We start from the raw sequence: 26361 nt of genomic DNA on the forward strand, positions 1-26361 counted from the left end.
ACAATGGCGGAGAAGATCGAGGTGGATGTCGACGCGCTGACCAGAGCCGCCGACCTGCCCGAGGACGTCTCACACAAAGTGCGGGGCGTGATCGATACCCTGCACAGCACGCTCACCGGAATCGAGAACGACTCCACCAACCAGCCGTGGGGAAACGACAAGTCCGGCAAGAAGTTCGCCGACGGTGACAAGGGGTACAAGGCGACGCGGGCCAATATGGTCGAGGGCGGTTACGGCATGGCCGATGCCCTGTTCCAGTTCGCCGAGGGTGAGCGTTCGGCCGCCGACCAGTTCAGAGCCGCCGAACAAGGTTCGACCGAAGGTCTCGGAGGCTGATCATGACGTTGCCGAATGCGGATACCACCGAGTGGACACAGATTCTGGGCGCGGCGAATTCCGGTGTGCTGCAATTCGATACGAAAGACATCAAGGCCGCCACCGATGCCGCGGCGCAGCTGATCGCCAATCTGGAGGCATTGGCGCAATCGGTCCACGACACTCGCGCGCACGAGGTCGGCGCTTTCAGTATTCTGCAGTCCAGCCGCGATCTCGCGGGTGTCTACAGCAATCACGGTGCGGCTCTGTACAACTCGCTGATGACCCATGCGAATGTGGTTCGCGATCAGTTCGACACCTTCGTCGCCGCCGGTAAGACGTTCGCCGCACACGAGCACAGTTCGACGTTCAATTTCGACACGATCGCCAAACCCAAGGACGTCACCAGCAATGTGACGCCGCCCAAACTCTCCTCGAACGGGGGGAGCCTGGTCGCCGACCTCAATCAGGATTTCGTCGACGACAGCTGGTCGATGCCGAGTTTCCCCGAGGCGATTCAGGGCTACGGCGGTAAGACCGATTCGGTCACCATCAACATCGAGAATCCGGACAGCCTGGACTGGGATCAGATGATCCAGCTGGGCCAGACGATTCACGCGCAGCCCCCGATGGATCTGTCCGGGTTCTGGGATTCGATGTCGAAACTGATTTCGAGCAATATGGCCACCTACGCGGATCAGATCGCGAAGTTGCAGGCCAGCTGGACCGGTACCGCGTCGGCCGCGGCGGTGACCGCCGTGCGCAATTACAAGGACAGTACGCAGGATCTGATCGACGCCATCAAGGTGACCGGTGCGAGTTTGCGGTACACCAGCGACTGGCTCGAGGCGACCCGCAAGTCGATGCCCACTCCCGGACAACCGGAGAAGACGGGCTGCAAACATCACCACACCGACGAATACCGCGCCAATTACAAGAAGTACTACGCGGATCCGATGAAGTCGACGATCTCGACGATTCCGACGATCGCCATTCCGGGGCAGACGGGCGGTGGCAGCACGTCGGGCAGTGGATCCGGTTCGGGTAGCGGTTCGGGATCGGGTAGCGGCTCCGGGAGCGGTTCGGGTTACGGCAGTGGATCGGGCTATGGCAGCGGATCGGGTTACGGTAGCGGTTCCGGGTACGGCAGTGGGTCCGGTTACGGCAGCGGTTCGGGGTACGGCAGTGGTTCCGGTTACGACAGCGGTTCCGGTTACGGCAGCGGGTCGGGCTACGGCAGTGGTTCCGGTTACGACAGCGGTTCGGGGTACGGGAGCGGTTCCGGCTACGGCAGTGGGTCCGGTAGCGGCGCCACATCGCAGCAGCTGCAAGCAGCCTACGAGCAGGGCTATGAGGCCGGATACGAAGAGGGTTCCCACAATTCGGGTTCGGGCAGCGGTTCCGGCTACGGGGGCGGCTACGACAGTGGTTCGGGCTATGGCAGCGGTTCGGGCTATGGCAGCGGTTCCGGCTATGACAGCGGCTCCGGCTATGGCAGCGGCGAGGGCTATGGCAGCGGCGAAGGCTATGGGAGCGGCCAAGGTTACGGCAGTGGCGAAGGTTACGGGAGCGGCGCGGACTACGGCAGCGGTTCCGACTACACCGGCTCGGGTTACGGAGGCGGCACGGGCGGCGGCTACGGCGGCGGTTCCGGGGCCAGTTCGGGTTCCGGCAGGACGAGCAAGAGTTCGCAGATCCCGAGCAACTACGACAGCATGCCGGGGAGCGGCGAGTCCAACCAGCAACTCCCGAATCTGAGCGACCTGCTCAATTCCGCCGGTCTCGGTGACACCGGCGGATCCTCCGGCGGCAGTTCCGGTCCCAGCAGTACGCCGTACTCGGGTCCCAGCGGCAGTGGCACCGGTTCGTCGACCGGCACCGGATCCACCTCGGGAACGGGTTCGTCGACGATTCCGTCGAGTCTCGGCAAGACTCAGCAATCCGGGGCCGGCGCGGCCAAGAACGGCCAACAGCAATTGCCGTCGCTCGATGATCTCCTGTCCGGGCTTGCGGGAGAACAGAATACGGAAGCCGGAACAGGTACCACCGGCGACAGCCTCGGTCAGACGGTGCCGTCCTTCGGCGATTCGGCGACGACCGGAAGTTCGAATCCGCTGGAATCGCTGCTCGGCGGGACCGCGGGCAGCTCCAACCCGCTCGAATCGCTGCTCTCGGGCGGCGAACAGGCGCTGAACCAGCTCGGGAAGACCGCCCACGACAGCCTGACCGGCCTGGGGCAACTGCTGTCCGGCATTCCCGGATTCGATCAGTTGCTGGCGAGCAATCCGGATCTGAGTCATCTCCTGGCCGGTATCCCCGGTCTGGACCAGTTGGTGTCGGGCTCGACAGGGTTGGATCAACTACTCTCCGGCAATCCCGACCTGAGTCATCTGCTCTCGGGCATTCCCGGTCTGGATGAACTGTTGTCGGGCACGGGCGCCACCGATCCGCTGCACTCGCTGGCGGAACGGCTGCGGGATCTCAGCCACACGCCGGGCCTGGAGGGGCTGTCGGATATCGCGGCACAGCTGGATCCCGGTGGCGGAGGCGGCAGCGCCGGTGGGGGAGGCGCCGACGCGGGCGCGGGAGCAGGTGGTGGAGTCGGCGACGGTACCGGGCCCGACGACGTCACGCCGCCCCGGCAACTCGACCAACCACGGCAACCCGACAAGTTCCCGCGCGCATCGCTGCCGGCGGACGTCTCCTCCTACGGTGCGGGGCAGCACGATTCGTACGACCAGCAGGCCGGCCAGCCCGGACAACCCGGTCAGCCCGGCATGGCCGGAACCCCGGCCTCGAGTGCGGGCAATTCCGCACCGCAGGGCCAGCATCGGCGGCCGAAGTATCTGACCTCCACGGACTGGCTGGACGACGCGATGGGCGACACCCCGTTCCGGGTCAAGCCGGTCATCGAACCATGAACGAGGACATGTGAACAGGTGGACTCTGACGGACCTGGAATTCAAGGTGTTGTGCGACACCCGTTTCTTCGGTCTGGTGCCGTCGATGTTCAGCATCACCAGCCGCATTCCGTATCTGGACGACTACGAACGCGAATGGCGCCGCACCCGAGCGGAATTGGAGAGCCGCGGCGACAGCGCCTTCGAAGCGATCGTGGACACCATGGTGCTGCCGGAGGTGCTGGTCGGCGGGGAGGCGTGGGAGGATTCGGATTTCGACAATCCGGCCAAGCGGGTGCGCTTCTACGCCGGGCGGCTCGGTTCCCGCGGGTTCGTGGTCGTCCAGTTGCCGGGTGAAACCCTCAAACATGCCGAAGGTTTCACCATTACCGCCTGTGACCCGCGGGCGCTCGGTGAGACGGTCGTCGGCCTGCTGCCGGTGGCCGAACCGGGACGGCGTGGACCGATCGAGATCCAGATCGGCGAGAGCGTGGGCCGGCCCTCGGGCGGCGGTTCCATGGTCGCCGACGACGAGGACGACGACTACCGCGGCCTCACCAGCGCGGCCTTCTTCGCCATCCCCGCGACTCACACCGGCACCGTCCGCTTGACGCAGGGCAGATCGAAATTCGGCCCGCGCGGGCGCATCTCGGTCGCCCGGCTGTGGCGGGATCTGCCCGGCGACGGTCGCTACGTGATTCCGCTGGAGGAACCGGCGCCGGTAGCCGTCGGGATGGGTTCGTCGGGTCTGATCGACTGGATCGATACCGAGGCCGAACACATCGTGCAGCGGATGAACGATTATCAGGAGGTGGACGAGTGAGCGCGCCGCTCACGCCTCGAGCAGCAGCGTGACCGGCCCGTCGTTCACCAGCGAGACCTGCATGTGCGCGCCGAAGCGGCCCGTCGCGACGGTGGCGCCGAGGTCGCGCAGTGCGGCCGCGAATTCGCCGACCAGCGGTTCGGCGACCGACCTGGGCGCCGCGGCCGACCACGAGGGCCGGCGGCCCTTCGCGGTGTCGGCGTAGAGGGTGAACTGGCTGACCACCAGAATCGGCGCACCGAGATCGGCGGCCGAGCGCTCACCCTCGAGTATGCGCAACCGAAAAAGCTTGTCCGCCAGAGTTTTCGCGAGGGCCACGGTGTCGGTGCCGGTGACCCCCACGAGGGCGAGCAGGCCGTGCGGCAGTCCCATCGCGGGCGGGTCGATCTGTCCCACCACCTCGTCGTCGACCGTGACCCGGGCCGAGCTGACGCGCTGTACCAGGATTCGCATGCCCTCCATCATCGGATACCGGCCGCCGAGGCGGTTTCGCGGTGGCTTCCGGGACCGGCCACCGGGCGTTCACGTCGGCGCCACTGACGATTTTCCCGCGACTGCCATCGTCGAAGACCAGCGTCGACGGGCGCCGGCCGGCAGTGCGATGGAGGGACGGACGATGGCGGACGAGATCGAGGTCGAGGTGGCGAAACTCCGCACGGCCGCCGGGAAGACGCAGGATGTGCGCGACCACATCGAACAGGTGCTGACGAAATTGCAGGGCAAGACCACCGCGTACGGAAACTGCTGGGGGGACGACAGTCTGGGCAAGCAGTTCGCCGGCACCGGCAGTGGCGACGGCTACCTCTCCGCACACGACAACATGGTCACCGGCGCGCGCAACTTCTCGACCGCCTTCCAGAAGTTCTCCGACGGCCAGAACGACAGCGCCACCTACCTGGAGACCATGGAGCACGGCAACACCTACGGCTTCAAGTGATCGACCCGCCGCGGATCGAGTACCCATGACGAACGAGCATATGAAGGCGGAGCTGGCGGGAATCATCGGCGAGGCCAAACAGCAACTGCGCGTGATCGCCCAAATCCAGCGCGACCGAGCGGAATTGACCGGCACCGCGTCGGTGCGCAAGAACCGGGTCACGGTCAGTGTGAATGCCGACGGCACCGTCATCGAGACCAAATTCGGCGCCGGGATCGAGGATCTGAGCTATTCCGAGATCGCCCGGGCGGTGACCGAGGCGGCCCAGCAGGCGTCGAAGAACCTGGCGCAGCGGCAACGCGAATTGATGGCGCCGCTGCAGGAACGCCGGGCCCGGTTGCCCAAACTCACGGATTTGATCGAGGGCATGCCGGATATGCGGCTGCCGACGGCGCCGGAACCCTCACTGGCGCCGCCGGATTCGCCGGAACGTACCGCCGCCTACGGCGAGGACGAACTCCGGTTCGCGGATGCGGAGACCTATCCGGTCGAACCGGAACGCCGGGTCACCGACTCCAGTTGGTGACCCGGGGTAACGGCGCATGATCGAGTTTCCCAGCTGGCTCGAGTGGCTGGGTGCGGCCATCGGAATGGAGTGGCCGCACGGCAACGAAGACGATATGTGGGCGCTGGCGGGCGACTGGCACACCGCCGCCGGCGAGCTGCGCGAAATCCTGAGCCTGATGGACGACGCCAAGTCCGCGACGCTGGCCGCGTATCCGTCCGGCGACGGCCAGCAGCAGATGATCGACACGTTCGACAGCATGCGCCACGGCAAGGATTCGCTGGAGGCGTTGGCGGGATACTTCGATCAGGTCGGGGATTCGGTCTACGGCGGCGGTACGCAGATCGAATACACCAAGCTGATGTTCTATTCGACGCTGGTGATCACCGCCGCCGATATCGCCGCGGTGTGGATCTTCCCGCCGACCGCTCCCGCGGAGGAGGCCGGCATCATCGTGGCGACCCGCGTCGCGGTGCGGATGATGATGCGCCGGGTGCTCGACGCGATGGCCGGCTGGGCGGGCCGGCTGGCCGAGAACGCCTTGGTGCGCTTCATGTTCCGGCATGTGCTGCTGAATGCGGCCCTCGGCGCGATCCAGGATTTCGCGGTGCAGCAGTGGCAGGTGTGGGAGGGACACCGCAAGAGCATCGACTGGCAGCAGCTCGAGGTAACCACCTTCGCCGCCGGTGTCGGTGGCGCGGCCGGTGGCGCCTTCGGCGAGGCGATGGGCAAGAAGTTCGGCAACGCCTTCCGTAACGAGGTCGGCGACGTCACCTCGAAGTGGGGCGTCAATCTGACCCGCGCGGGCATCGGCGCCGGATCGGGCCTGGTCAACTCGGTGGCGGCCTTCGGCGGCTCGGTCGGCTGGCAGTTCGCCTCCGATCTGGCACACGGTGATCTGGACACCGCGCTGAAGAACCTGAAGAACACCCACGTCGATTGGCGCATGTTCAGCGCCGGTGCGATCACGGGCGGGGCGTCCGCGCTGAATCACAATTTCGCGCACAGCCATTTCGAGAATTCGCCGTTCTGGAGGCTGAACGCGCCGCGCGCCGATCTGGGCAATATCGGGGACCTGCACGGCTTCACCCATGACGGCACCGTGCCGAACGCACACGTCGATCTCGCGAACGGCAACGGCGCTGTGCCGCACGGTGATTCGGCCGCCGGTACGGGCGGCGAGCAAGGATCTTCCGGGCCCGTGCGCGGCGGGCCGGTGACCAATGGTCACGACAGTCACGCGGGTGCGCCGACAACGACGGCGGGCACTCACGAACGCCCGGCATCGGAGGGCGGCGGAACGCCGGAACAGGCTGCGCCACAGAGTCGTTCGGGCACCGACGAGGCCGGACCGCCGACTTCGGCGGCGGAGCGCTCGGAAGGCTCGGGTTCGCCGCCCGAATCCGCGACATCCAGTGGGCCGGTATCCGACTCGTCCCACGATTCCACGACCACGGATACCACGGGAAGCCAGAGCGGCGGTCCGCACGAAACTGCCGGGCCGGCAACGATACCCGGTTCCGACTCGGCGTCCCATGTGTCGGGCGCCGCTCCAGCCAATAGCGAAGGGGTCGCCGGCCCTGTCGCGTCGTCCGGCTCTGCCGAGTCGGGCCCGGCCGCGTCGTCCGGCCCTGCAGCGTCCGGCCCGGCCGAGTCGGCGAGTTCCGCCGCCGCGTCGGGTCCGGCTGCGTCGGGCCCGGGCGAGTCGGCAAATCCTGCCGCTGCGTCCGGTCCGGCGGCGTCTTCCGGCCCGAGTGCGTCGTCCGGGGCGAGCGCGTCGTCGGGTCCGAGTACCTCGAGCCCGGCGGCTTCGGCAGGTTCCAGTGCGACAACCGGCGGATCGACGGGATCCACGTCCGCTTCCGGTGCCTCGCCGGTCGACGCCCGCGGACCTGCATCCGGCGGTGCCGAGACTTCCCGGACCGGCGAGGTGCGCAGTCCCGAGGCCCGAACCAGCACCGACGGACGGGCCGCCTCCGATCTCGGCCGAGGTTCCGCCACCGATGCCCGGCCGCAGGGCAGAGCCGGTGCCGCGGACGCGTCCGCGGCCCGCCCCGCCGCCGATCCGCGCGTACAGGCCAAGGTCGGCGACTCCGAGGGCCCACGCGCCGCGAGCCGAGCCGGCGCGAGCGAGAGTGAGCGGGTAACCGCCAAACCGGACCGCGCGGACACCGCCCAGCCGCGAGACCGCGGAGAAACCACCCAGCCGCGAGACCGTGGGGAGACCACCCAGCCACGAGACCGTGGGGAGACCACCCAGCCACGGGACCGCGCCGGTGCCGGACCGCGTACGGACCAGGACCCCCGCGATTCGGCCGAGCCCGCACAACGGGATCCCGCGCGGCGCGAGGCGGACACGTCGACACCGCGCGATCGGGACGAGGCGTTGCAACGGGATCCCGAGCAGCGTGACACCGACACGTCCACCCCGCGCGATACCGACAGCGCCGAGCCTCGAGAGTCCGAGCATGCCGGTCCGAGGGATACCGAACCTGTCGGTCCGCGTGATTCGAACGGTGCACTCCCGCACGACGAGCGTGTGCCGTCCCGCGAGTCCGATCAAACCGGACGCGGTGCAGACGAGTCTGTTACCGCCCGCGACGTCGACTCGTCGGTCCCTCGGGATGCGGATACCGCCGTTCCTCACGAGGCCGACCCGTCGGCACCCCGCGACGCCGATACCGCCGCACCACGCCGCGATGCGGATTCGGAGGTATCGAACCGCACGGACGAGCCGGGGGTGCGACACGATACGGCCGACGACGCCGCGGGTACATCGCGCGACGACACCGGCGACCCGGCACGAGACCCGTCCCACCCTGACAACTCGCGCGCGGAACATGAAGGCACGCAGGAGAAATCGTCCGAACCGGGCGGACAGCGACGGCGATCGGCGGCCGATGCGAATCACGACGGTACGGTGCGCAAACCGGTCCGCGACGAGGCCGGCGAGGACGGCACCCGGCACGACCGCGACGACGCCGACGGTGACCGGCCCGAAGATCAGGTGGTGCCGGGTGCTCCGCCGATGCCGGCGGCGGTCGGTGATCATCAGCCGGTGCGGTCCGGGCGGAGCGAGCAGGCCGATCACACCGGTGCGCCAGAAGCGGCGAAACCCGCCACCCCTCGTCCGGAGTCGACCCGCGGTCGCTGTGCCGAATTGGCGCTGAAGCTGATTCGGGATCTCACCGGCAGCAAGACGATCCGGCTACCCGAGCGGGCGGTCGGGCCGGAAGGTATGACCGCCGCGGAGGTGCAGGCGGACGCCGGTGGCCGGATGGTGAAGGTCGGCGATCACGACGCGATCGCGCGGCGGCTCTCGCGGATGCGCAAGGGGGCATCGGCACTGGTGGTCGACGGCTATCACGCCGGTCCGGGCCGCCGAGTCGTCGGTGCGCACGCCTACGTCATGGTCCACGAGGGCGGCGGGCGGATCGTGGTGCGCGATCCGAGTACGGGGGTGGTGACCGACCATCCGGCGAGCGTGCCCTCGGATCTGCACGACACCCATATGATCCTGTTCGACCACCGCGGGCGTCCCATCCATCCGCTCACCCCGGAGCATCGCGAAGCCCTTGCGCGACAGCAGGATCCGTCCGCCGTGCGGATTCGGCAGGCGCTCGACGACAATGTCGGCCGCGTCCACGAACTGCTGCTTCGAACACCCACCGGCAGAAGGATTCTCGGCGAACTCACCGATCGCCGCTATCGCGAGCACATCGATCAGGGTTCGCACAGCGACGGCCGATCCGGGTCGTTCCGGCGCCGCGACATCACGGCGGTGCTGTACGCCGAGGGACGCGGCCAGATCGGTCAGGCACTGACCCTGGCGCACGAGAGCGTGCACGCCGAGCGTTATCTCAACGGCGAATCTCCCGCCGATCGGCCCCTCGAGCTCTCGCGCGAGGACTATGTGCGCGAGATGGTGCACGAGGAGGCGATGGCCTCCGGACGCCGATTCCAGTTGGCGGCGGAGTTGCGCGAACTCGGCTACGACATCGCCGAACACCCCGCCGAGGTCGCCTACCGCCATGCCTACGAGCGCGCGCTGCGCGGACTCGAGGGCCCGGGAGCGCACGAGATCGCGCACGAGGTGGCGGTCGACCATCTGCGCAATTACCTCGAGCATGTCCCGCCGAACGACAGTGGCCGAACCTACGCCGATCACTACCGCGACATCTGGGATCGCGCGCACGACGGCGCCCGCACTCCGACCGATCAGAGCATCCGTTACGTGCCCGACGATCCGGTGGTCCGCGACCGCATCCGCTCGGCCGCGCTCGAACGGCATATCGCCACCGTGCGGTTGAACGAGCATGCGCAGGAGCTGGCCCACCTCGCAGACCGGGTGGCCGATCGCATCCCCTACGACCCGACGATGCGCCGGGATATGGTGCAGCACTTGATCTCCGAACAGCTGCGCAATATCGGCCGCGAACTCGGGCACGACGGGCCGGCGCCCGAGCGGCGCGCCGAGTTACAGCGGCTGGCCCACGATCTACGGCGAATGTCGGATCTCGTCGATCGCCATCACAACGCCCTGGCGGAGGTCGACCGGCTGCGGGCCGGCGCCGCGGCGGACGTCGCGCGGCGGCTGCTCGGTGACATGATCGCCGACGCCCCGGGCGCCGAATTGTTCGGTGATCACTTCGCGGTGATTCCCGGTGAGCCGGAACGGATCATGGTCGCCGCGGCACCCGGCGATCACGAGCGGGTCATGAGGGCCGCGCCGCCCGAGATCGTGGAGCGACTGGCCCGACCGGGTGTCGAGCCCGAACACCTGAACGTCGACACCCGTCACAACGGTGAGATCCGCTACGAGCGGGTCGACCAGCCGGGGCCCGCTCGTGACGATCCGGCCGAACCCGTCGAGCCGCAGGACCTCGCGGCGCAGGCGTCCGAGGCGATCATCGGCGAACTGCGGCGGAAGCTGGCGGAGGTGCCGGTGGGCGCCTGGGCGGTCGACACCCTGCGCGCGCGGGGCGTGACCATCGAACACGACTCCGGCGGCGGTCATCGGTACGAGCCCGCCCGCAACCGGCTCACCCTCGACATCGGCGGCACCGACGGTGAGCAGATGGCCGCTCTGGTCCACGCTGCCATCCATGCCGAGCGGGCGCACGAGCGTAACACCGCCGAGGGTGTGCTCGACCGCGATCGGATGTCGCGCGAGGACTACGTCGACCATATGGTGGACGAGGAAACCGACGCGCACGCAATGGAATTCAACGCGCTCGCGCAGCTGCGCGAGGCGGGCCACGACATCGCGACCAGTCCGCTGGAGCGGATCTACCGGGACGCGTTCACCGCGGCGCGCGAACGGGCGGCCACGCGCGACGATCTGCCGGGCGATGCGGCGGCGCGGGCCGCCGAACTGGACCGGATCGCGAACCAGGCCGGCGTCGACGCCATCCGCCCGGCGATGGGTGATCATGCGCCCGACGGCGGTGCGAGTTACGCGCACGGTTACGGCGAAGCATGGGATTCAGCGCACCCGCCCCGGGACGACTCGACCGACGGGCAATCCGCTCGTCCGGCAGCCGGACCACCCGAGCCGGGTGGATCGACCTACGTCAATACCTACGAAGGCGATACCGCCTACGGCATCAAGGGGTGGGTCGACGAGCACGGCGTGCTCCACTACGAGGTGAACGTCGGTCCGGACACACCATCCGGGCGGGAGATGTTCCGAGATCTGATGAACGAGCTCGGTGACCGGGTCGAAGCGATCCAGGACGAGTGGTACGACGGTGGGGCGCTGACCGACAATCTGGACAGTTTCAACGCGGGAGTGCAGGACGGCTTCACGCCGGAAGAATCGGCGCGCCGGACGTTCACCGGCAAGCTCGCCGAGGAACTGGGCTACACCGAGGTCATCTTCGGCGATCCGGATCTGCCGGGTGACTCCGGGCTCGAAGGCCGGCTGGGTGAGAACAGCGGCGTCACAGTCGTTTTCCGGCGACCCGAAGGGTTCGACGGCGCACCGCACGTGGACAGTCCCGAGTTGCCCGACGGCGCCGGAGGTGCGGGTCGTCCGCCCGGTGAGACACCCACGCCGGGTGCGGCCCCCGATGAGCCACCGCGTCGAGCCGAGGTCGTCGTGGCCGTCGACGGTGAGCACGTGCGGTTGCGGCTGCTCGCCGACGGCGGCGGGCGGTGGCGGGTCGAGTCCGTGGAGCCGGTCCGGGAAGGTGAGCAGGCGGCCGGCGGTGAGGTCGAGCCGGCGAAACCAGGCCGGCTGCGTTCGCTGTGGCAGCGGCTCACCGGCGGATACGAGGGGCACTATCCGAAATATCCGTCCGGCAGTGGTCAGGACGGCAAATATCAGACCGAGATGACCGAGGATTTCGGTCATCTTTTCGACATCCACGCGCTCGAGACCCTCGGCGATCACAACATCAGCATCAATTACGCCCGGTTGCTGAAGGAGTCGTTCACGCTCTGGATCAACCGGGAGCACGCGCCGCTGCTGAACCACCTCACCGCTCGGATGGATCTGCAAGCGGGCGAGCATATTCCGATGCACGCCCGCGACGGCCGGGAGTACGCCTACTGGAACGAGGACGCGGACCCGGCCGAGGTCGCGGCGATGCACAAGTATCTGCGCGATATCGGGCTGGGCCATCTGGTCGATGAATCACAGTCTCAGGACCAGCCCGGCCATTCCGCGCCGCAACACGGCGAAGCCGAAGCGCCGCAGGACAATCCGGCCGACGACTTGCGGGCCGCCGCCGATCGCCTGGGCATCGACCTGACCGACATCAGCCCGGAGACGCTGCGCCGCGCACTCGATACCGCCGAATATCAGAATCTACGCCGGGCCGCCGTCATCGAGGCCCTGCGCGACGCGGCACATCGCTACAACGCCGAACACGCCGATATCCCGTATCGGCCGCAGTCGATCACCGACCACAATCCGCTCGGCCGGTTCCTCAAGGAAGTGATCATCGCCCAGGGCGACGATCCGGGTCTGCTGAACTGGCGCGGCGTGAACAACGGTGCCGAATCCGGCCGCGACTTCGACGTGCTGAACGTCGAAAATCCGGATGAGCGAATCGAATACGACCCGGACGACGAGTCGGGTCGCGACCAGGGCCTGCGGACGTATTTCGAGAATGCGCTGCGGCGGGACCAGATTCGCGACGAACGCGCGACCTGGGCGGATCTGCTCGCCGCCGAACTGTCCCGGCTCGAACCGGATCAACTCGACCGTGCGTTGAACGACCTGCGCGACGGAGTACACGAACGCGCCGGAGAGATCCGCGATTTCGCCGACCAGGTGGCGCAATTCCGGGAACGCTTCCCCGCCAACGATGTCCGGGAGTTGCCGCCGGAGCGGCCGGGTGAGCCGGGCCGGTTGGTGATCCTCGATGTGCACGGCGACCACGAGCAGACGCTCGCCGATGCGCTCGATCGCCATCCCGGGCTCGCCGCGCGCCTCAACAACGGTGAGGTGCGGGCGGAGAAGTGGACCGTCGTCGTCGACGCGAACAATCAGGCACACGTCCGCCACCTGGGCGATATCGAGGGCCGGGCGATCTCGGTGGACATCGAGGGCAGGCATCTGGACGGTCTGCTGCTCCGCGACACCGACGGCACCTGGCACGTCACCCAGCCGCCCGCCGAGCCGGCCCCGGTCGCGCCGCACGCCCGCACGCCGGAGGAAATCCGCTCCGTGCGAGACGATCTCGCGCGTGAGCTCGGTCTGGACCCCGACCAGATCACCCCCGCACTCATCGAACACGAACTGCGTGCCAACGATCTGCGCGCCCTCCAGATCGAGGCGCTGCTGGATCATGCGCGCAGCAGCGACGCCATCGAGTCCTTCCACGATCTGGCCAACGCGCGCGACCGGGTCGCGCAGACCAGCGGCATCGACGACGCGCAACATGCGACACCGGAGCGGGTCGCCGACTCGATCGCCGACCGCGGCACCCGCAACGCGCTGCGTAAACAGCAGGTCGAGCAGCTGGTCAAGTACTACGACAAACTGGCGAGCTATCTGAAGGGGCGCGGCGAGGATCCGGCTCACCTGGTCGAGGCCCGCGACAACCTCGTGCGCGCTCTGGGCGGCGAACCGGAGGACGTCTTCCCGAAGAAGTACTCGAAGGAACTCGACTATCGGCGGAATCCGCAGGGAATCGACCCCGGCGAGCTGACCTCGCTGATCCGCGGGCGGCTCCGCGACGCCGGCACCGCCGCGGCGCTCGCCGATTTCATCCGGACCCTCGCGGACGCCGACCCGTTCACGAACGGGTTGCGTTTCGATCCGGCGACCGATCCGCGGGTGTTCGACGGTGAAGTGCCGATGCACGATCCGGAGGCGTTGACCCACCTGCGGGAGGTCATCGGCGATGGGCAGCGGCTGTTCGGCACACCCGACCCGGATCAGCCGGTCGCGTCCGGATCGCGGCCGAATCGCGATTGGGCCCGGCTGCTCGGCCACGACCTCACCGACGCCACGCCGGAACAGTACGTGCGAGCCTACGAGGCCTATCGCGACGGAAAGATCGAGAAGCACGAGCGGCTCACCCCGGCGCAGCGGGAGCAGGTGCAGCGCGAACTGCGCGACGAGGTGCGGCAGCGGGCTGCCGATCTGCGGGCGCTGGCGGAACTGAACGATCGCTACCACCAGGCGGTCGCCGATCTGCCGGAGAACCGCCAGGCGACCATCGATCGACTCAGCCGGGAATGGGCAGCTGCCTGGACCGAGCGCGAACGGGCCCGCAGCTATATCGAGGACCACGCCTACGAACTCCGCGTCACGCCGGAGGAGTTGCTCTCCGACGACCTGAAAAACGGCTCGGCCCTGCACGATCTGTTCGACGACCTGGGTTCGCGCACCGTCCGGGGTGAGAATCTCGCCGACTACCGGAGGCGGTTCGAGGAGTTCACCCGCCGACACGACGCGCTGTTCGAGGCGACGCGCAGATTCCACGACAACGATGTGCGGGTGGCGGATCTGGACGCCGAACTGCGCGCGGCCGTGGCACGCGATGTGGAGCTGTCCGAAGGCGACGAGGGCGAGGACGGCGCTGCCGCCGCCCCGCCGCAGGGGCCACCGTCGAAGCCGCCCAGCTCACCGGGGGAGGGTGCGCAACCGCGGGAGCCCGGAGGCGGGGACCCCGATGGAACCTCACCGCAGACGCCCGGCGGCCGCGCCGCGGGCGAGTCCGCGCCCCCGAATCCACCGCATCCGGGCGACAACGAGGGCCCCGCATCCGATTCCGGTGCCACCGGACCGCGCATCGAGTCGCCCACCGAATGGGGTATGCGGATGCGTGCGGAGAATGCGAGCTGGGACGCGCGCATGGCGGCCCGTCATGCCATCCGCATGCGCGAACTCGCCGACGAGATGGTCGCCCGCGATCCGGACGGTCCCGAAGGTCCGGCAACCTGGTCCGCTCGGATGCGCGCCGATCAAGCGGAATGGGAGGCACGGCAAGCCGCCCAGCACGCCGACTGGCTGTGGAAGATCGTCGGCGACCACCGCGGACCCACCGAACCGCCTCCTCCGCCATCGAGCAGCGAGTCGAAACCTGCTGCACCCGAACCAGAATCGAGTACGTCGACGACGAAGCCGGACGGCCCGCTGCCGGACGGCGGAGACGCCGCGGTGCGAAAGCCGGACGCCGGCGAGCCGGGGCCTGGAGACGTCGCCGCACCGAAGCAGGGCGCTGGGGCCGAGTCGCCCCGGTCGGAGCAGCAGGCCGAGAAGACGGAATCGCCGCACCGAGCGGCGAGAGTTGCAGGCGCACAATCTGATCCGGTCGACGGCGCACTGGCCCGGCAGGTGGCCGCGCACAACGAATTGCGCCGGATCGCAGGGGAACTCGGGCTTCCGGATCACGGTAACGCGCGCGATCTGGAGGCCGCGATCCTCCGGCGGATCGAGGACGAGTCGGCCGAACATCAGGCCACGATCGCCCGGAATGATCTGCGTCCGGACCAGTGGGCCGCCGCCCGCGATCGGGCCCAGCAGCGGTTGAACGAGCTGTACCGCCTGCGCCGCGAGATGATGCGCGCCGCCCGGGACTACCAGGCCGCCCGGATCGAGGAACGGACACTGCGGGCCGCGAATCCCCAGCGCGCACAAGGATCCGGCGAGCGCGCGTCTGCCGATGGTCGCCGACCTGCGGCACCCGGCGACACCGGTGCACCGGGTGCGGAAGCCTCCACCGCAACCCGTGGCGAGCAGCGGACGGCAGGTGAGGAGGGTTCCGCTACGAACCAGGACGCCCGAAACGCCTCCGATGAAGGTGCTGTGGCGAGGTCCGGTGAGCAGCAGTTGCCCGCCGTCGACGAGCGGTCCGCGACCGAACGCGGAGGCGAGGGCGAGGAGCCGGGGGCCGGTTCCGGTAGCGACGGCACCGGTGGTTCGCCCGCGAAGCCGGGCGGTGACCGGCCCGGCGGTGCTGCGCCGCAGGCCGAGGCGGAACCCGGCGCGAAACCCGAACCCGATGCGTCGGGCGGCGGGACCGACGATGGTGCCGGTGGTAAACCTCCGACGGGTGGAGGTTCGGACGACGGCGGCCCGCCGCGCGAAGGCGATGACAGCTCAGAAAACCTTCCGGTGCAACAGGATTCTGACACCTTGCCGCTCCCGCATCAGTCGGACCCGCCCGCGCCGCACGGCGGCGAACGGCCCGCGCATGAGGCGTGGGACCAGAACGGCCCGCAGCGTGAGCATCGTCCGGTGACGCGTGCCTTGCGTAAGGCGCTGCGGGAACTGGCGGATGCCGGTGCCACGCGGGCCCGCGCCTGGACGCGAATGACCGCGCGTGCTCATGATCTCGGAGTGCGGCCGGACCAGATGCGGCGCGAGATCCTGCGTGAGACGATCGCCCGCACCGCCGATGCCGCCGACACCGCGCCCGCGATCCGCGGCGAATTGCGCGACCTGCTGGGTGATCTCGACCGCGGCGCGTCCCGGATCGAGGTGGATCGGCGCGCCGCGCGCCTGGGTGTTCCGCTGCCGTCCGACCATCAGGTCGCCGACGCGATCCGCGATCGGCTGGCACCCCCGGCCCAGCGACGCGCCGAACTGTCCATCGAACTCAACGATCGGCGCACCGTCGACCTGGGCCGGCTCGAGCGGCTCGCCCGAGAATTCGGCGTCGATCCGGAGGGGCTGTCGCGACCGGAACTGCAACGTGCGGTCCGGGATGCGGTGAACGACCATCGCGACCACATCCCCGAGCGCCGGCGCCGCGCCACCGTCGAGCTGGTGGACCGGTATCGCGCGGCGGCGGCGAACGAATCCGCCCGCCGGGCCGCCGCCCAGCATGCCGCTGAACGCGAAATACTGCAGCTGCGTGCCGGTTTCGACGATCGGGGACCGCGAATCTCCGGCGTTTCCTATCGCCGCTTCCGTTTCGACGCCCCCAACCACCTGCGCGTGGACGGCGCACCGGGCGAACGCGGCCGGTGGGTCGGTGTCGGGGCGGGGCGTGATCCGGAGCTCCGGTTGCCCGCGCGGGAGCGCATCCGGCACGCGTCCGAGGGGTTCGACGCCGTCTACTACCGGCTCGAACTGGATCACAACGGCCAGATCTGGGTGAGTGAGCACCATCCGGCGTCGACGGAACCCGTTGCCACGCGGCCGGAGCCGGCGCGCCGGCCCGGTGACTGGATCGCCGGCGACGAGCACGAGCACGAGCCGAGCACCCGGGCGTTGCGCCGTCAGCTGCGCGACCTCGGCGCGGAGCTGGGCCGGCGAAACGATCAGGTGGACAAGAACTTCGCCAAAATCGTGCAGCTCGCCGAACATCTGGGCATCGACGACGCGTGGCGGATGCGGCCGCGCGAGCTGGCCGGTGCGGTGCGCGATCTGATCGTCCAGCGCCGGGCACGGGCCGACGAACTGTGGAACCGCGCGGACATCCCACGGGCCGATCTGCGGAGGTTTTTCGAGGACCGCCGCGCCGAGGAAGCGCGGGCCGAGGAGACCGAATCGCTCGGTAAGGCCCTGCTGGGGCTGTTGCGGGTGCACGATCAGACGTTGGTGGCCGCGCGCGACCGGGTGGCCGCCGACGCCGCGCTACTCGCTGCGCGCGATGTCCTGGCCGGTCACGACGGCATTGCGCTGGATGCCGACGGACGTCCCGTGGATCCGGCGAATCCGAAACCGGAAGTGGCGCGGCTGGTTCCGGGCCGCGACGGCGCACCGAACCGGCTCGTGGTGGTGGCGCCGGGCGCGAATCCGGATCATGTCCTGGATCCCGCTGTCCGCCGCGCACTACTCGGCGACGACGGCGAATTCGTGTTCCAGCAGGTTCGCGTGGATGCCGACGGACGCGTTCGGTTCGACGACATGCACCAGCCGCCACCGGAACTCGGCGCAGACGCCCACCGACCGGCCGAACTCGAGCAGCCGCGGCGGACCGGAACCGAGCCGCAATCGCCGCAATCCGCCGAGCCGGGTGCGGACGGCCCCCGACCGGCGGAGGCCGCGCCGGTATCCGACCCGCAGGCCGCACTCGACGCCAAGGTGCGCGAACGTGCCCATGTGGCAGCCGATCTCGAGTTCTGGCGCACCAAGGTCGACCATCGCGCCGACCCGTTCGGCGATGTGGATCTGAGCCGCAACCGCTGGTCGGAAACTCTGCGTCAGTTGCGCGCGGACACCGGGCGTTACGTCAGCGACAGCGCGGGCCCGGACAGTCCCGACGTCGCCCGGCACGAGCAGCTCAATCCGGAGCAGGAGCGCGAGCAGACCGACCACGTCGACAAACTGGCCGAGGCGCTGGACCGGCTGTTCCATTTCGAGGACCGGCTCGACGCCATCGACCGCGAGATCCACGATCTGGAACGACGGGGCGCCCGTCACGACGCATCGCAGGCCGAGGCGGTCCGCGACGAACTCGGCCGGGTGGCCGACGACCATCGCGCGGCGGTGCAGCGCGCGAAACCGTTGCGCCGCATCAGGGACGAGTTGTACCGGCTCCTGGACGACCCCGCGCAGCGCACACCGGAGAACCTGCGCCGGCTCGCCGACGCGGAGGAAGCGGTGGAGCGCGCCGAACACGAGATCGACCGCTTCAACGACGAGCGGGTCGCACTCACCGGTGCGTGGCCCGATGCCGTCGCCGACCACTGGCGGGCCGCGGTGGGCACAGATGAGGCGCCGGCATTGCGCCGGATCAGCGAGAACGTGTGGGTGGACCACGGTCGTGCACCCGACGAGGACGGCACCGGCGGTCGCCCGGCCCGCTTCATCGTCGTCGCCGGACGTGCCGGATTCGACCATCCGGACGTGCCGGTGCGTGCCGACGATCCGGCCGGTCCCCGCCGGCCCGCCGACGATCGATTCGACGCTCCCCTGCTGGATGCGCTGGCCCGGCATCCCGATCTGGCTCCGCTGCTGAAGGATCCGGCCACCACCATCGATCGGCTGACGGTCACGGGTGAACTGGCCGGCGGCGATCGCGACGGCGCCGGCCAGATCCGCGCGCGGGTCGAGACCATGGCGCCGGTGGAGATCGAGCGCACGGGGCTGCCCGCGCACGGCCGGCTGGGCGAGGACACCCTGCCGTTCGCCGGCGACACGATGGTGCGCTGGCGCGGCGCCGACGGGCAGTGGCACGACACGAGAGAGGGCCAGCCCCGCGGTTTCCGCGCCTACCAGCCGGAACTGCCGCGCGGAACCAAGCTGGACAAATACTGGCAGAAGGAGGTCGACGGCTGGCGGCTGCCGCCCAAGGGGTGGGCGGCCTTCGGCGGTACGGACAACTCCCACATCCCGTACCGGCAGCGCGAGGAGAAGATGCCGGACGGGTTCAGCGGCACACTCGGCGCCGAACCGTTCCAGAACATGGTGGAGCCGTTGGTACTTCGGCTCCTCACCGATCACTGGCCGGAGCTGAGCTACGAGCAGATCCTGACGCTGAGCGAAGCCGGCCGCGCCGAACTGTGGTGGCATCAGGGACCCGGACCGAAACCGGAACCGCCGCCGGGCTGGGACGAAGAGGCCCATCACGGCATGCCGCTCGACGGCGCGCTCTACACCATCGGCAAGCGGTGGGTGCAGCTCTACGACATGGCTCGCAAACACCCGTGGGTGCTGGGTCCGTTGCAGCGCCGGCCGGAGATCGGGGAGTGGGTGCGCGGGCACACTACCTGGCTGCCCGACGGCGCGTTCGATCCGGATCATCCGGTGCTGCGCAAGATCCCGGTCGTGCGCTCCTTCCGTGGCTGGAAGGGCTGGCGTGCCGGACCGCGGATCGATCTGCAGCCGCCGCATCGGCCGTGGTCGGCCGCCGATCACGTACCGCCTCGCGACCGGGTGGAGTGGTCCACACCGCGTCAGGACCGTGATGTCGCGCGCTGGGATGCGGTGCAGCGCTGGGCCGACCGCGTGATCGGAGGATTCGCCGACGATGCCGGCAATGCCGATGTGCACCGGATCGTCGACCTGCTGACCCGGGCCCGCGATCCGCTGCTGGACCCCGCCGATCCCGGCGGCGCCCGGCTGGAGGCGCTGAACCTGGCGCGGCATCCGGACGGCACTCCGCTCACCCGCGCGGAACTGACCGAGCGCATCCAGTTGGTCAAGGACCACCTCATGCGCAACGAGATGTGGGTGCGCGACCACGCCGATCCGACGGGCCGGATGGTCAAGAAGACCTACGACCGGCTCCCGCACGTGGCCGACGCCTGGCTGCGGCTCACCGGCGAAGGCGACGGCGACGGCCGGACCACGCCGCACAACGAAGACCTGCTGCTGCTCGACGACGCCTACGTCGAAGCCAAGTACCTCGCCGACCACGACGACGCCACCTGGCACGACGCCGACCTCGAAGCGGCCCGGCACGGCTACGACTGGGACACCAACCGGCGCCGCCTGAGCGGACATCTCGTGATCCGCGACGGCGTACCCGTCCATCCCGACGAGCTGCCGCCCGACGCGCCCGAGCACGACCGCGACCAGACACTGCGGATGTCGCGGATTCCGTACGCGGTCGACGCACCCGCGCCCGACCCGGCGTGGCTCTCGCCGCGCGAACGCCGTGCCGCCGAGATACTCGACGAAACCGCTGCGCGGCAACGCTTTCCGGGACTGCCACGCGATCCGGTCGCGGCACTGAAGGAATTGGCGGCGCGCGATGCGGGACCGCTGCGCGCCCTGCCCGCCCCCGGCGCCCGAGACCCGCTGCTGGATCTGCTGCTGCGTGCCGGCCGCGTGGAACAACTCGCCGACGCCGCCGACCCGGGCGAGCGCTTCGTCTGGGCCGAACGCCTCGGCGAACCCGAAGCGGCGGTCGAGCCGAGGCAACTGCCCGACACCCTGCGGCGCCTGCGCGGCGACCTCACCCGCCGATTGGACGAGCTCGGCGCGGCTGGGCCCGGTGAGCGGGCGGGTGAGCCGAATCGGACCCGGCCCGTCCTCGATGGCACGGACGCACCGCGACCCGCCCTCGGTGACGGTGCAGACGAGACGACAGAGGGTCCCGGCACCGACGAGCATGATGCGAATGGGGATGGCGCCAACGAGCGCGGCCTGAACGAGCCCGGCGCAGACGAGCGGGACGTGGTCGGACGCGGTGTGGATGAGCGTGGCGCGGATGAGCGTGGCGTGGATGAGCGCGGCGGGGACGAGCGTGGCGTGGACGAGCGCGGCGGGGACGAGCGTGGCGTGGACGAGCGCGGGGCGGATGACCGCGACGTGGATGAGCGTGGCGTGGACGAGCGCGGGGCGCATGAACCCGGCGTAGACGAGCGCAGCGCAAACGAAGGCGGCACCGGCGAATATGGTCCGGATGAGGGGGATACGGGCGCGAGCGGTGCGAAACCGGATACCCCGAATCGTCCTGGTTCGGATTCCGGTGGTGCCGTGGCACCGCATCCGGAGGAAGCGCCGCCGGGATCCGGTGAGGGTCCGCTGCGGCAACCGGGACCGATGCGTTCCCACGAATTGTCTGTGGGCCGAACAGAAGTCGAGCGCCTCGCGACCGAACGTGCCCGCCTCACCGATGAACTGGGCCGGTTGCGAGCCGAGCGCGACGCCGCCACCGGCAGCGAACGGGAGCGCGCCGCACGAGCCTACGAGGAGACACGTGCCCGGGTCTTCGCGCTCACCGAGCGGATCACCGATGCGGCCGGCCCCGATTTCCTCGCCGCGCAGGGCGCGCGGCAGGTGACGAACCGCGTCGGCCTCATCGAGGGCGACCACCCGACCGTGATCGTGCTGGGCTTGCGCTCCGACGGCGCCGGTGGTTCTCCCCACCACGCCGAACTCGATGCCGCCGCCGACGCCCACCCGGAACTGGCCCAGGCTCTGGCCCATCCGGACGTGGAGATCCGCTACATCCGCTTGACCGTCGACTCCCAGGGCAGGGCCTTCGTCGCCCCCCTGGAAGCGCCGACACGCGACCTGCGTCCGCCGCAATCAGGCCCCGAAACCACCCCGCTCGTGCCGGATTCGAATTCCGACCGCAATCCGTCCGCGCCCGAGAACCCTGCTGCCGCCCCGCAGCGACAGGGCCGCAACGAGGGTTCCGACGACGGTGGAGAGCGTCCGGTGGTGCCGGTGCGCGGCGCCGAAGCTTCGGAAGGTGAAGGGGGCGAGCCGAATACGGAACGCGGGTCGGCCGGTGACGGCGATTCCGGGGAAGCCGGACAGAAGGGAGATCCGCAGGGAGACCGGCCAGAGGAATCCCGCCCTGCACAACCGCGCCGCAGTGGCCGGCGCGAGTCCGGAGACGATGGCCACGCGGGTACCGGCCGACGGGCGGGGCAGCAACCTCCGGGCGGTGGCGAGCCCGATCGCGCGGGCACTGGGAACCCGCGCGCTCGCGATCCGCGCAAGCCGTACATCACGCCGGTCCCGCACGTCCCACACAACGGTGAATTCGAGTGGCCGGACTACACACCGAAGCCCATCGACGTCAACCTCCCGCCCGCGCCGATCCCCACCCCGCCACCGCATCAGCCCCCGCCTCCTCATCAGCCGCCGCCCCATCAGCCGCCGCGAAAGCCCGGCCGGGGACAATCCGGCGTAGGCCACCACGACCCCGACGGTCGCCACCACGGTCACGACCCCGATCACCACGGCGATCACCGAAGGCACGACCACGGCCGTGATCACGGCCATCACGACCACGACGGGCACGGTCACCACGATGACCACGGGCACGGTCACGGCGGCCATGGTCACCGGGACCATCATGGGCATGATCACGGCGATCCCGGTCATGGCGATCACGATCACGGCGGTCGCGGGCATCACGACCACGGTGGTCATGGCGATCACGATCACGGCGGTCACGGCGATCACGATCACGGCGGTCACGGCGATCACCACCGTGACGGTCACGGTCATCACCACCATGACGGCCATGATGACGCTCGCGGCGACCACCCGGGTGGCCCGCAGCACCACGGCCCGGGCCACGACGGCGGGCACCATCACGATCACGACGACAACGAGCGTCCAGGTCCCGGCGACGGCGGCCGCCCGTGGCACCCTTCCCATGCCCCGGATCGTGCGGGTGACGGTGGCGACCATCGTGGCCCGCAGCACCACGATCACGGCCATGACGTCGGTCGTCACCATGATCGCGACGACCACGACCACCCCCGTCGGGAGGATGACGATCCCCGCGACGACCATCGCGAGCCGGATGATTCAATCCGTGGTGAACACTCGGCCCCTGGAAGACACAGCCACGAAGACCACACCGGTCCGTGGCACCACGACAATGCCGGAGCGGGCGGCCACGGTCGTGACGACAACGCCGGAGCAGTCGGCTACGGTCGCGACGATCACGGTGGTCCGTGGCCCCACGACTTCGGGCGCGAGGGTGGGCACCGTCCTTCCGTTCCCGGGCTGCCCGGCAGTGGTTACGGCGGTTCGCAGGTCTGGCCTGGTGGAGATGGCCGCGGGTTCGATACCGGCCATGGCTTCTCGAATCCGGGTGTCCCACAGGTGCCGACGCCGGGTTCACAGGACCGCCCGCACATCCCTGTACCGCCGTGGCTTTCGGATGCGGGAGACCGGCCGGGCGACGGGGTTCCGCAACAGATCCCATCGCGCGCGGGGATCGACCAGGACGTGAATCCCGCCGGAACCGTTCCCAACCCGTTCGGTGCGCCGCTGGGTGCGGTGCATCCGCCTGTCGAACCGGCTTCGCCGCAGCAATTTCCGTCGGAGCCGGCCCTCGACCCGAATGCGGCCGTCGGTGATTCACCCGCGGCGATTCCCCCGGATCAGGGCGGGCCGGGGAATGGCGGTGCCGATCGGCACGGCGCCGGAAATGGTCACGGCACCGGCTACGACCCGCGATCCGGGAACGGGAACGGCTCCGGTTACGACCCGCGATCCGGGAACGGGCATGGCTCCGGTTACGACCCGCGATCCGGGAACGGCCATGGCTCCGATTACGACCCGCGATCCGGGAACGGCCATGGCGCTGGATACGACCCGCGATCCGGGAACGGTCAGGGCAGCGGATACGGCTCGGGATTCGGAAACGGGAACGCCCAGAATCAGCGATTCTCCGTGGATCGACCGTTCTCACTCGGCGATCCCGGTGCGGGCTCTGCGGGATATGTTGCGATACAACCAGATTTGGTCACGCAAGCACAGAACGATCTGCCCCAGAACGGGTTCCCGCCGTTTGCACCCCCGATGCCGAACGGCGGCCACCCCGCCTCCGCATCGGCGCGCCGCCCCGCGCATCCGAGCGCGAGCGCTTCACCGGCGCCCACCCCACCCCGCATCCTGGTGCAGGAGTTCAACGGTCATCGTTGTGCGGAGGTCGATCCGCTCACCGGATCGCTACACGAGGCGGCCGAGCCGATGGGCCCGTTCAGCGGGGTGTACGGCGATCTGGACGGTGTGGAGTTCGTCTTCTTCCGCACCGACGATCGGCTGTTCCTGCGCGTCGCGGGGCAGCTGATCGATGCCGACGATCTGGCGGTCATCGTGCACTGGCAGCGCGCGGGGCGCCGGCATACCGAGTTCACCGTGACCCGAGCGGGACTGGCGGTGTGCACGGTGCGCTACCGCCAGCGCAAGCCCGAACTCGATCTCGGCTTGTGGATTCGCGATGTGCTCGACAATCCCGCCCGCCGTACGCAGATCTTCGGCGAAGTCCGGGGTGTGCGATGAAAAGCGCAGCACCGCACACTGTTACCGAGCATCGCACCGATGAGGATGTCCCCAACCGGCCGCGCCGGACGGTGGACGCGAACGAGGAGAACACCGCGACGTGACCCGCCCCGATGACCACAACCCGGATTCGCAGCCGGAATTCGATCCGGATGTCACGCCGGTGTCGGCCCGACCGGTCGGCACACCGGCGGCCTCCGCGCCGGATTCCGCGCTCGGCGACCACGCGGCACCCGACTCCGACGACGAACCGGACGTCGGCTTCACCCTGGGCGGCGGAGTCCCCGAATCCCCTGCGGCGACAGTCGATCCGGAGGCTCGCGCCCGGGAATTGGCGCACGGGATCGCCCGCGAGTTGGCGGCGGTCGCACCCGAGGGTTGGCACGAGCTGACCGCCGTCTTCGCCATCACGGTCGTGGTCGGCGGCGGTGAGGTCGTCTTCACCGACGACCAGGACCGCATGCTGCGCGCCGATCCGCCCGAGTCGGTCCTGGAACTGGTGCGCGAGCACCGCGATCTGTCGGCGGCCTTCGCCAGCGGTCCCTGGTGGCGCCTGTTCGTCCGGTTGGACAAGGCGGGACATCTGCAGGTGGACTACGACTACGGCGACGAACCGTTCCCCGACGATCAACTGCTGGCGCCGGAAGCGTATCTGGCCGATCTGCAGGCGTATCCGCGCGATCGGGTGCCGGTCTGGCTGGGCGCCTACCTCGGGCACGGTGACCGGCAGTCCCGCCCGCCGGCGGTCGCGGCCCGGCAGGCTCGCGCCGATCGCGCCGCGGGTGTGGTGCCCGTGCTGTCGGACGACGACTTTCCCGATCTGTCGACGCTGTGGAGCCGGTGGGCGGTGATGGCGGCGGCCTTCGTTGCCGCCGGATCGCAGTGGGGTCCGCGGGTATTGCCCTCGCTGGGCTGGTTCGAGGGCGCCCGGCGCGGCGGCAGCACGCTGTATCTCCTGCCCGGCGGCCGGGCCGTGCTCTCCGGAGGGGTGTGGGAGGCGCCGGCGCTCGATGCCGCCTACAACGGTGGCGCACCGCTGCCGGAGTTGTATGCCGGTGCACCGGAATGGGTGTCGAATTCGGTGCTCAATCCGCGCTTCGGCGACGGGTTGCTGTCGTTCTGCTACTGGTTCGAGGACGGGCGGTGGTATCGCGGTGAGTCGCCGTCGTCCGATCACCTCAGCGACGCCTTGCCGGGCGTGTGGACCTCGGCCACGGTCGCGCAGGTCATCCGTGGCGTGATCGACGGCGACGCCGATGACGAATTGCGCTCTGCGGTGGACACTCTGGTCGCCGCGGCCGAGGCGAATGTGGTCACCCGTGAAACCCTGGTCGCCGTCTTCGGTGACGACGGCGGCTTCGATATCGACGGTGCTTTCAACCAGCTCACGCTCGCCGGTGCGACGCCGACGGGTCCGGCGCCGCTGCCCGAGCCCGAGGCGCTCGAGCGGGTGCGTGGCCATCTCGACGAGGCCGGGATCGAGACGGACGGATATCCGCTGGATCGTTTGCACGCGGATCGGATCTCGGTGGGCTGGATGGTGTACGTGCCCGCCGAACCCGACGAGGTGGCGATCGGGCGGGCCGTGTTCTACGTCGCCGACGACGGTGTGCTGGAACAGTCCTCGTCCTCGATCGCACCGTCGGTGTATGTCGAGGGTTTCGAACAGCGGTTCCGGGAGCGGCGCGGCGTCCTGCGGGCCGGATGACACTCGCCGCCGGTGTTTCATCCCGCGTTCAACCGCCGTTGCCGCCGGTGTTGCTCGCAGGT

Annotated in this window: 8 protein-coding genes; 7 read left to right on the top strand and 1 reads right to left on the bottom strand. The window is 69.4% G+C overall.

Going from position 1 to position 26361, the window contains the following annotated elements; all coding sequences use genetic code 11:
• The first annotated feature begins 3 nt into the window (after positions 1 to 3).
• From IRT45_RS00900 to IRT45_RS00910, 3 genes are read left to right on the top strand one after another with little or no spacing between them, the layout of a single operon-like run.
• A complete protein-coding gene (locus tag IRT45_RS00900; RefSeq protein ID WP_194803962.1) occupies positions 4 to 336 on the top strand; it encodes a hypothetical protein in 333 nt (110 codons plus the stop codon).
• Positions 337 to 338: 2 nt separating this feature from the next.
• On the top strand, positions 339 to 3236 hold the full coding sequence (locus IRT45_RS00905; RefSeq protein WP_194803963.1) for a hypothetical protein: 2898 nt from the start codon (positions 339 to 341) through the stop codon (positions 3234 to 3236).
• 10 nt (positions 3237 to 3246) lie between these two features.
• Positions 3247 to 4038, top strand: a complete 792-nt coding sequence (locus IRT45_RS00910; RefSeq protein WP_194803964.1) for an ESX secretion-associated protein EspG — start codon at positions 3247 to 3249, stop codon at positions 4036 to 4038.
• A gap of 9 nt (positions 4039 to 4047) precedes the next feature.
• Here IRT45_RS00910 and dtd read toward each other — a convergent pair whose 3' ends face one another.
• Positions 4048 to 4491 carry a D-aminoacyl-tRNA deacylase gene (gene dtd / locus IRT45_RS00915; RefSeq protein WP_194803965.1) on the bottom strand — a complete coding sequence of 148 codons (444 nt, stop codon included), beginning with the start codon at positions 4489 to 4491 and terminating at the stop codon, positions 4048 to 4050.
• A 163-nt stretch (positions 4492 to 4654) separates the two neighbouring features.
• On the opposite strand from dtd, the gene IRT45_RS00920 reads away from it, so the two are divergent.
• From IRT45_RS00920 to IRT45_RS00935, 4 genes are all read left to right on the top strand, one after another.
• Positions 4655 to 4975 carry a hypothetical protein gene (locus tag IRT45_RS00920; protein WP_194803966.1) on the top strand — a complete coding sequence of 107 codons (321 nt, stop codon included), beginning with the start codon at positions 4655 to 4657 and terminating at the stop codon, positions 4973 to 4975.
• A 25-nt stretch (positions 4976 to 5000) separates the two neighbouring features.
• Entirely contained in the window at positions 5001 to 5501 is a 501-nt protein-coding gene (locus IRT45_RS00925; RefSeq protein ID WP_194803967.1) for a YbaB/EbfC family nucleoid-associated protein, read from the top strand.
• Positions 5502 to 5517: 16 nt separating this feature from the next.
• Complete coding sequence (locus tag IRT45_RS00930) at positions 5518 to 24591, top strand: DUF6782 family putative metallopeptidase (RefSeq protein WP_194804102.1); 19074 nt, start codon at positions 5518 to 5520, stop codon at positions 24589 to 24591.
• Between the two features lie 100 nt (positions 24592 to 24691).
• The gene (locus tag IRT45_RS00935) at positions 24692 to 26299 is read left to right on the top strand and encodes a hypothetical protein (RefSeq protein ID WP_309240745.1); all 1608 of its coding nucleotides are present in this window, start codon (positions 24692 to 24694) and stop codon (positions 26297 to 26299) included.
• The last annotated feature ends 62 nt before the right edge of the window (positions 26300 to 26361 follow it).

Origin of the sequence: Nocardia sp. BSTN01 (genome assembly GCF_015354405.1) — a bacterium.
Classification (GTDB): domain Bacteria; phylum Actinomycetota; class Actinomycetes; order Mycobacteriales; family Mycobacteriaceae; genus Nocardia.

Bases quoted from the DNA above. Each gene is read 5' to 3' on its own strand.
- IRT45_RS00920 (WP_194803966.1), top strand. From the start codon at position 4,655: ATGGCGGACGAGATCGAGGTCGAGGTGGCGAAACTCCGCACGGCCGCC.
- IRT45_RS00930 (WP_194804102.1), top strand. From the start codon at position 5,518: ATGATCGAGTTTCCCAGCTGGCTCGAGTGGCTGGGTGCGGCCATCGGA.
- IRT45_RS00900 (WP_194803962.1), top strand. From the start codon at position 4: ATGGCGGAGAAGATCGAGGTGGATGTCGACGCGCTGACCAGAGCCGCC.
- dtd (WP_194803965.1), bottom strand. From the start codon at position 4,491: ATGCGAATCCTGGTACAGCGCGTCAGCTCGGCCCGGGTCACGGTCGAC.
- IRT45_RS00905 (WP_194803963.1), top strand. From the start codon at position 339: ATGACGTTGCCGAATGCGGATACCACCGAGTGGACACAGATTCTGGGC.
- IRT45_RS00925 (WP_194803967.1), top strand. From the start codon at position 5,001: ATGACGAACGAGCATATGAAGGCGGAGCTGGCGGGAATCATCGGCGAG.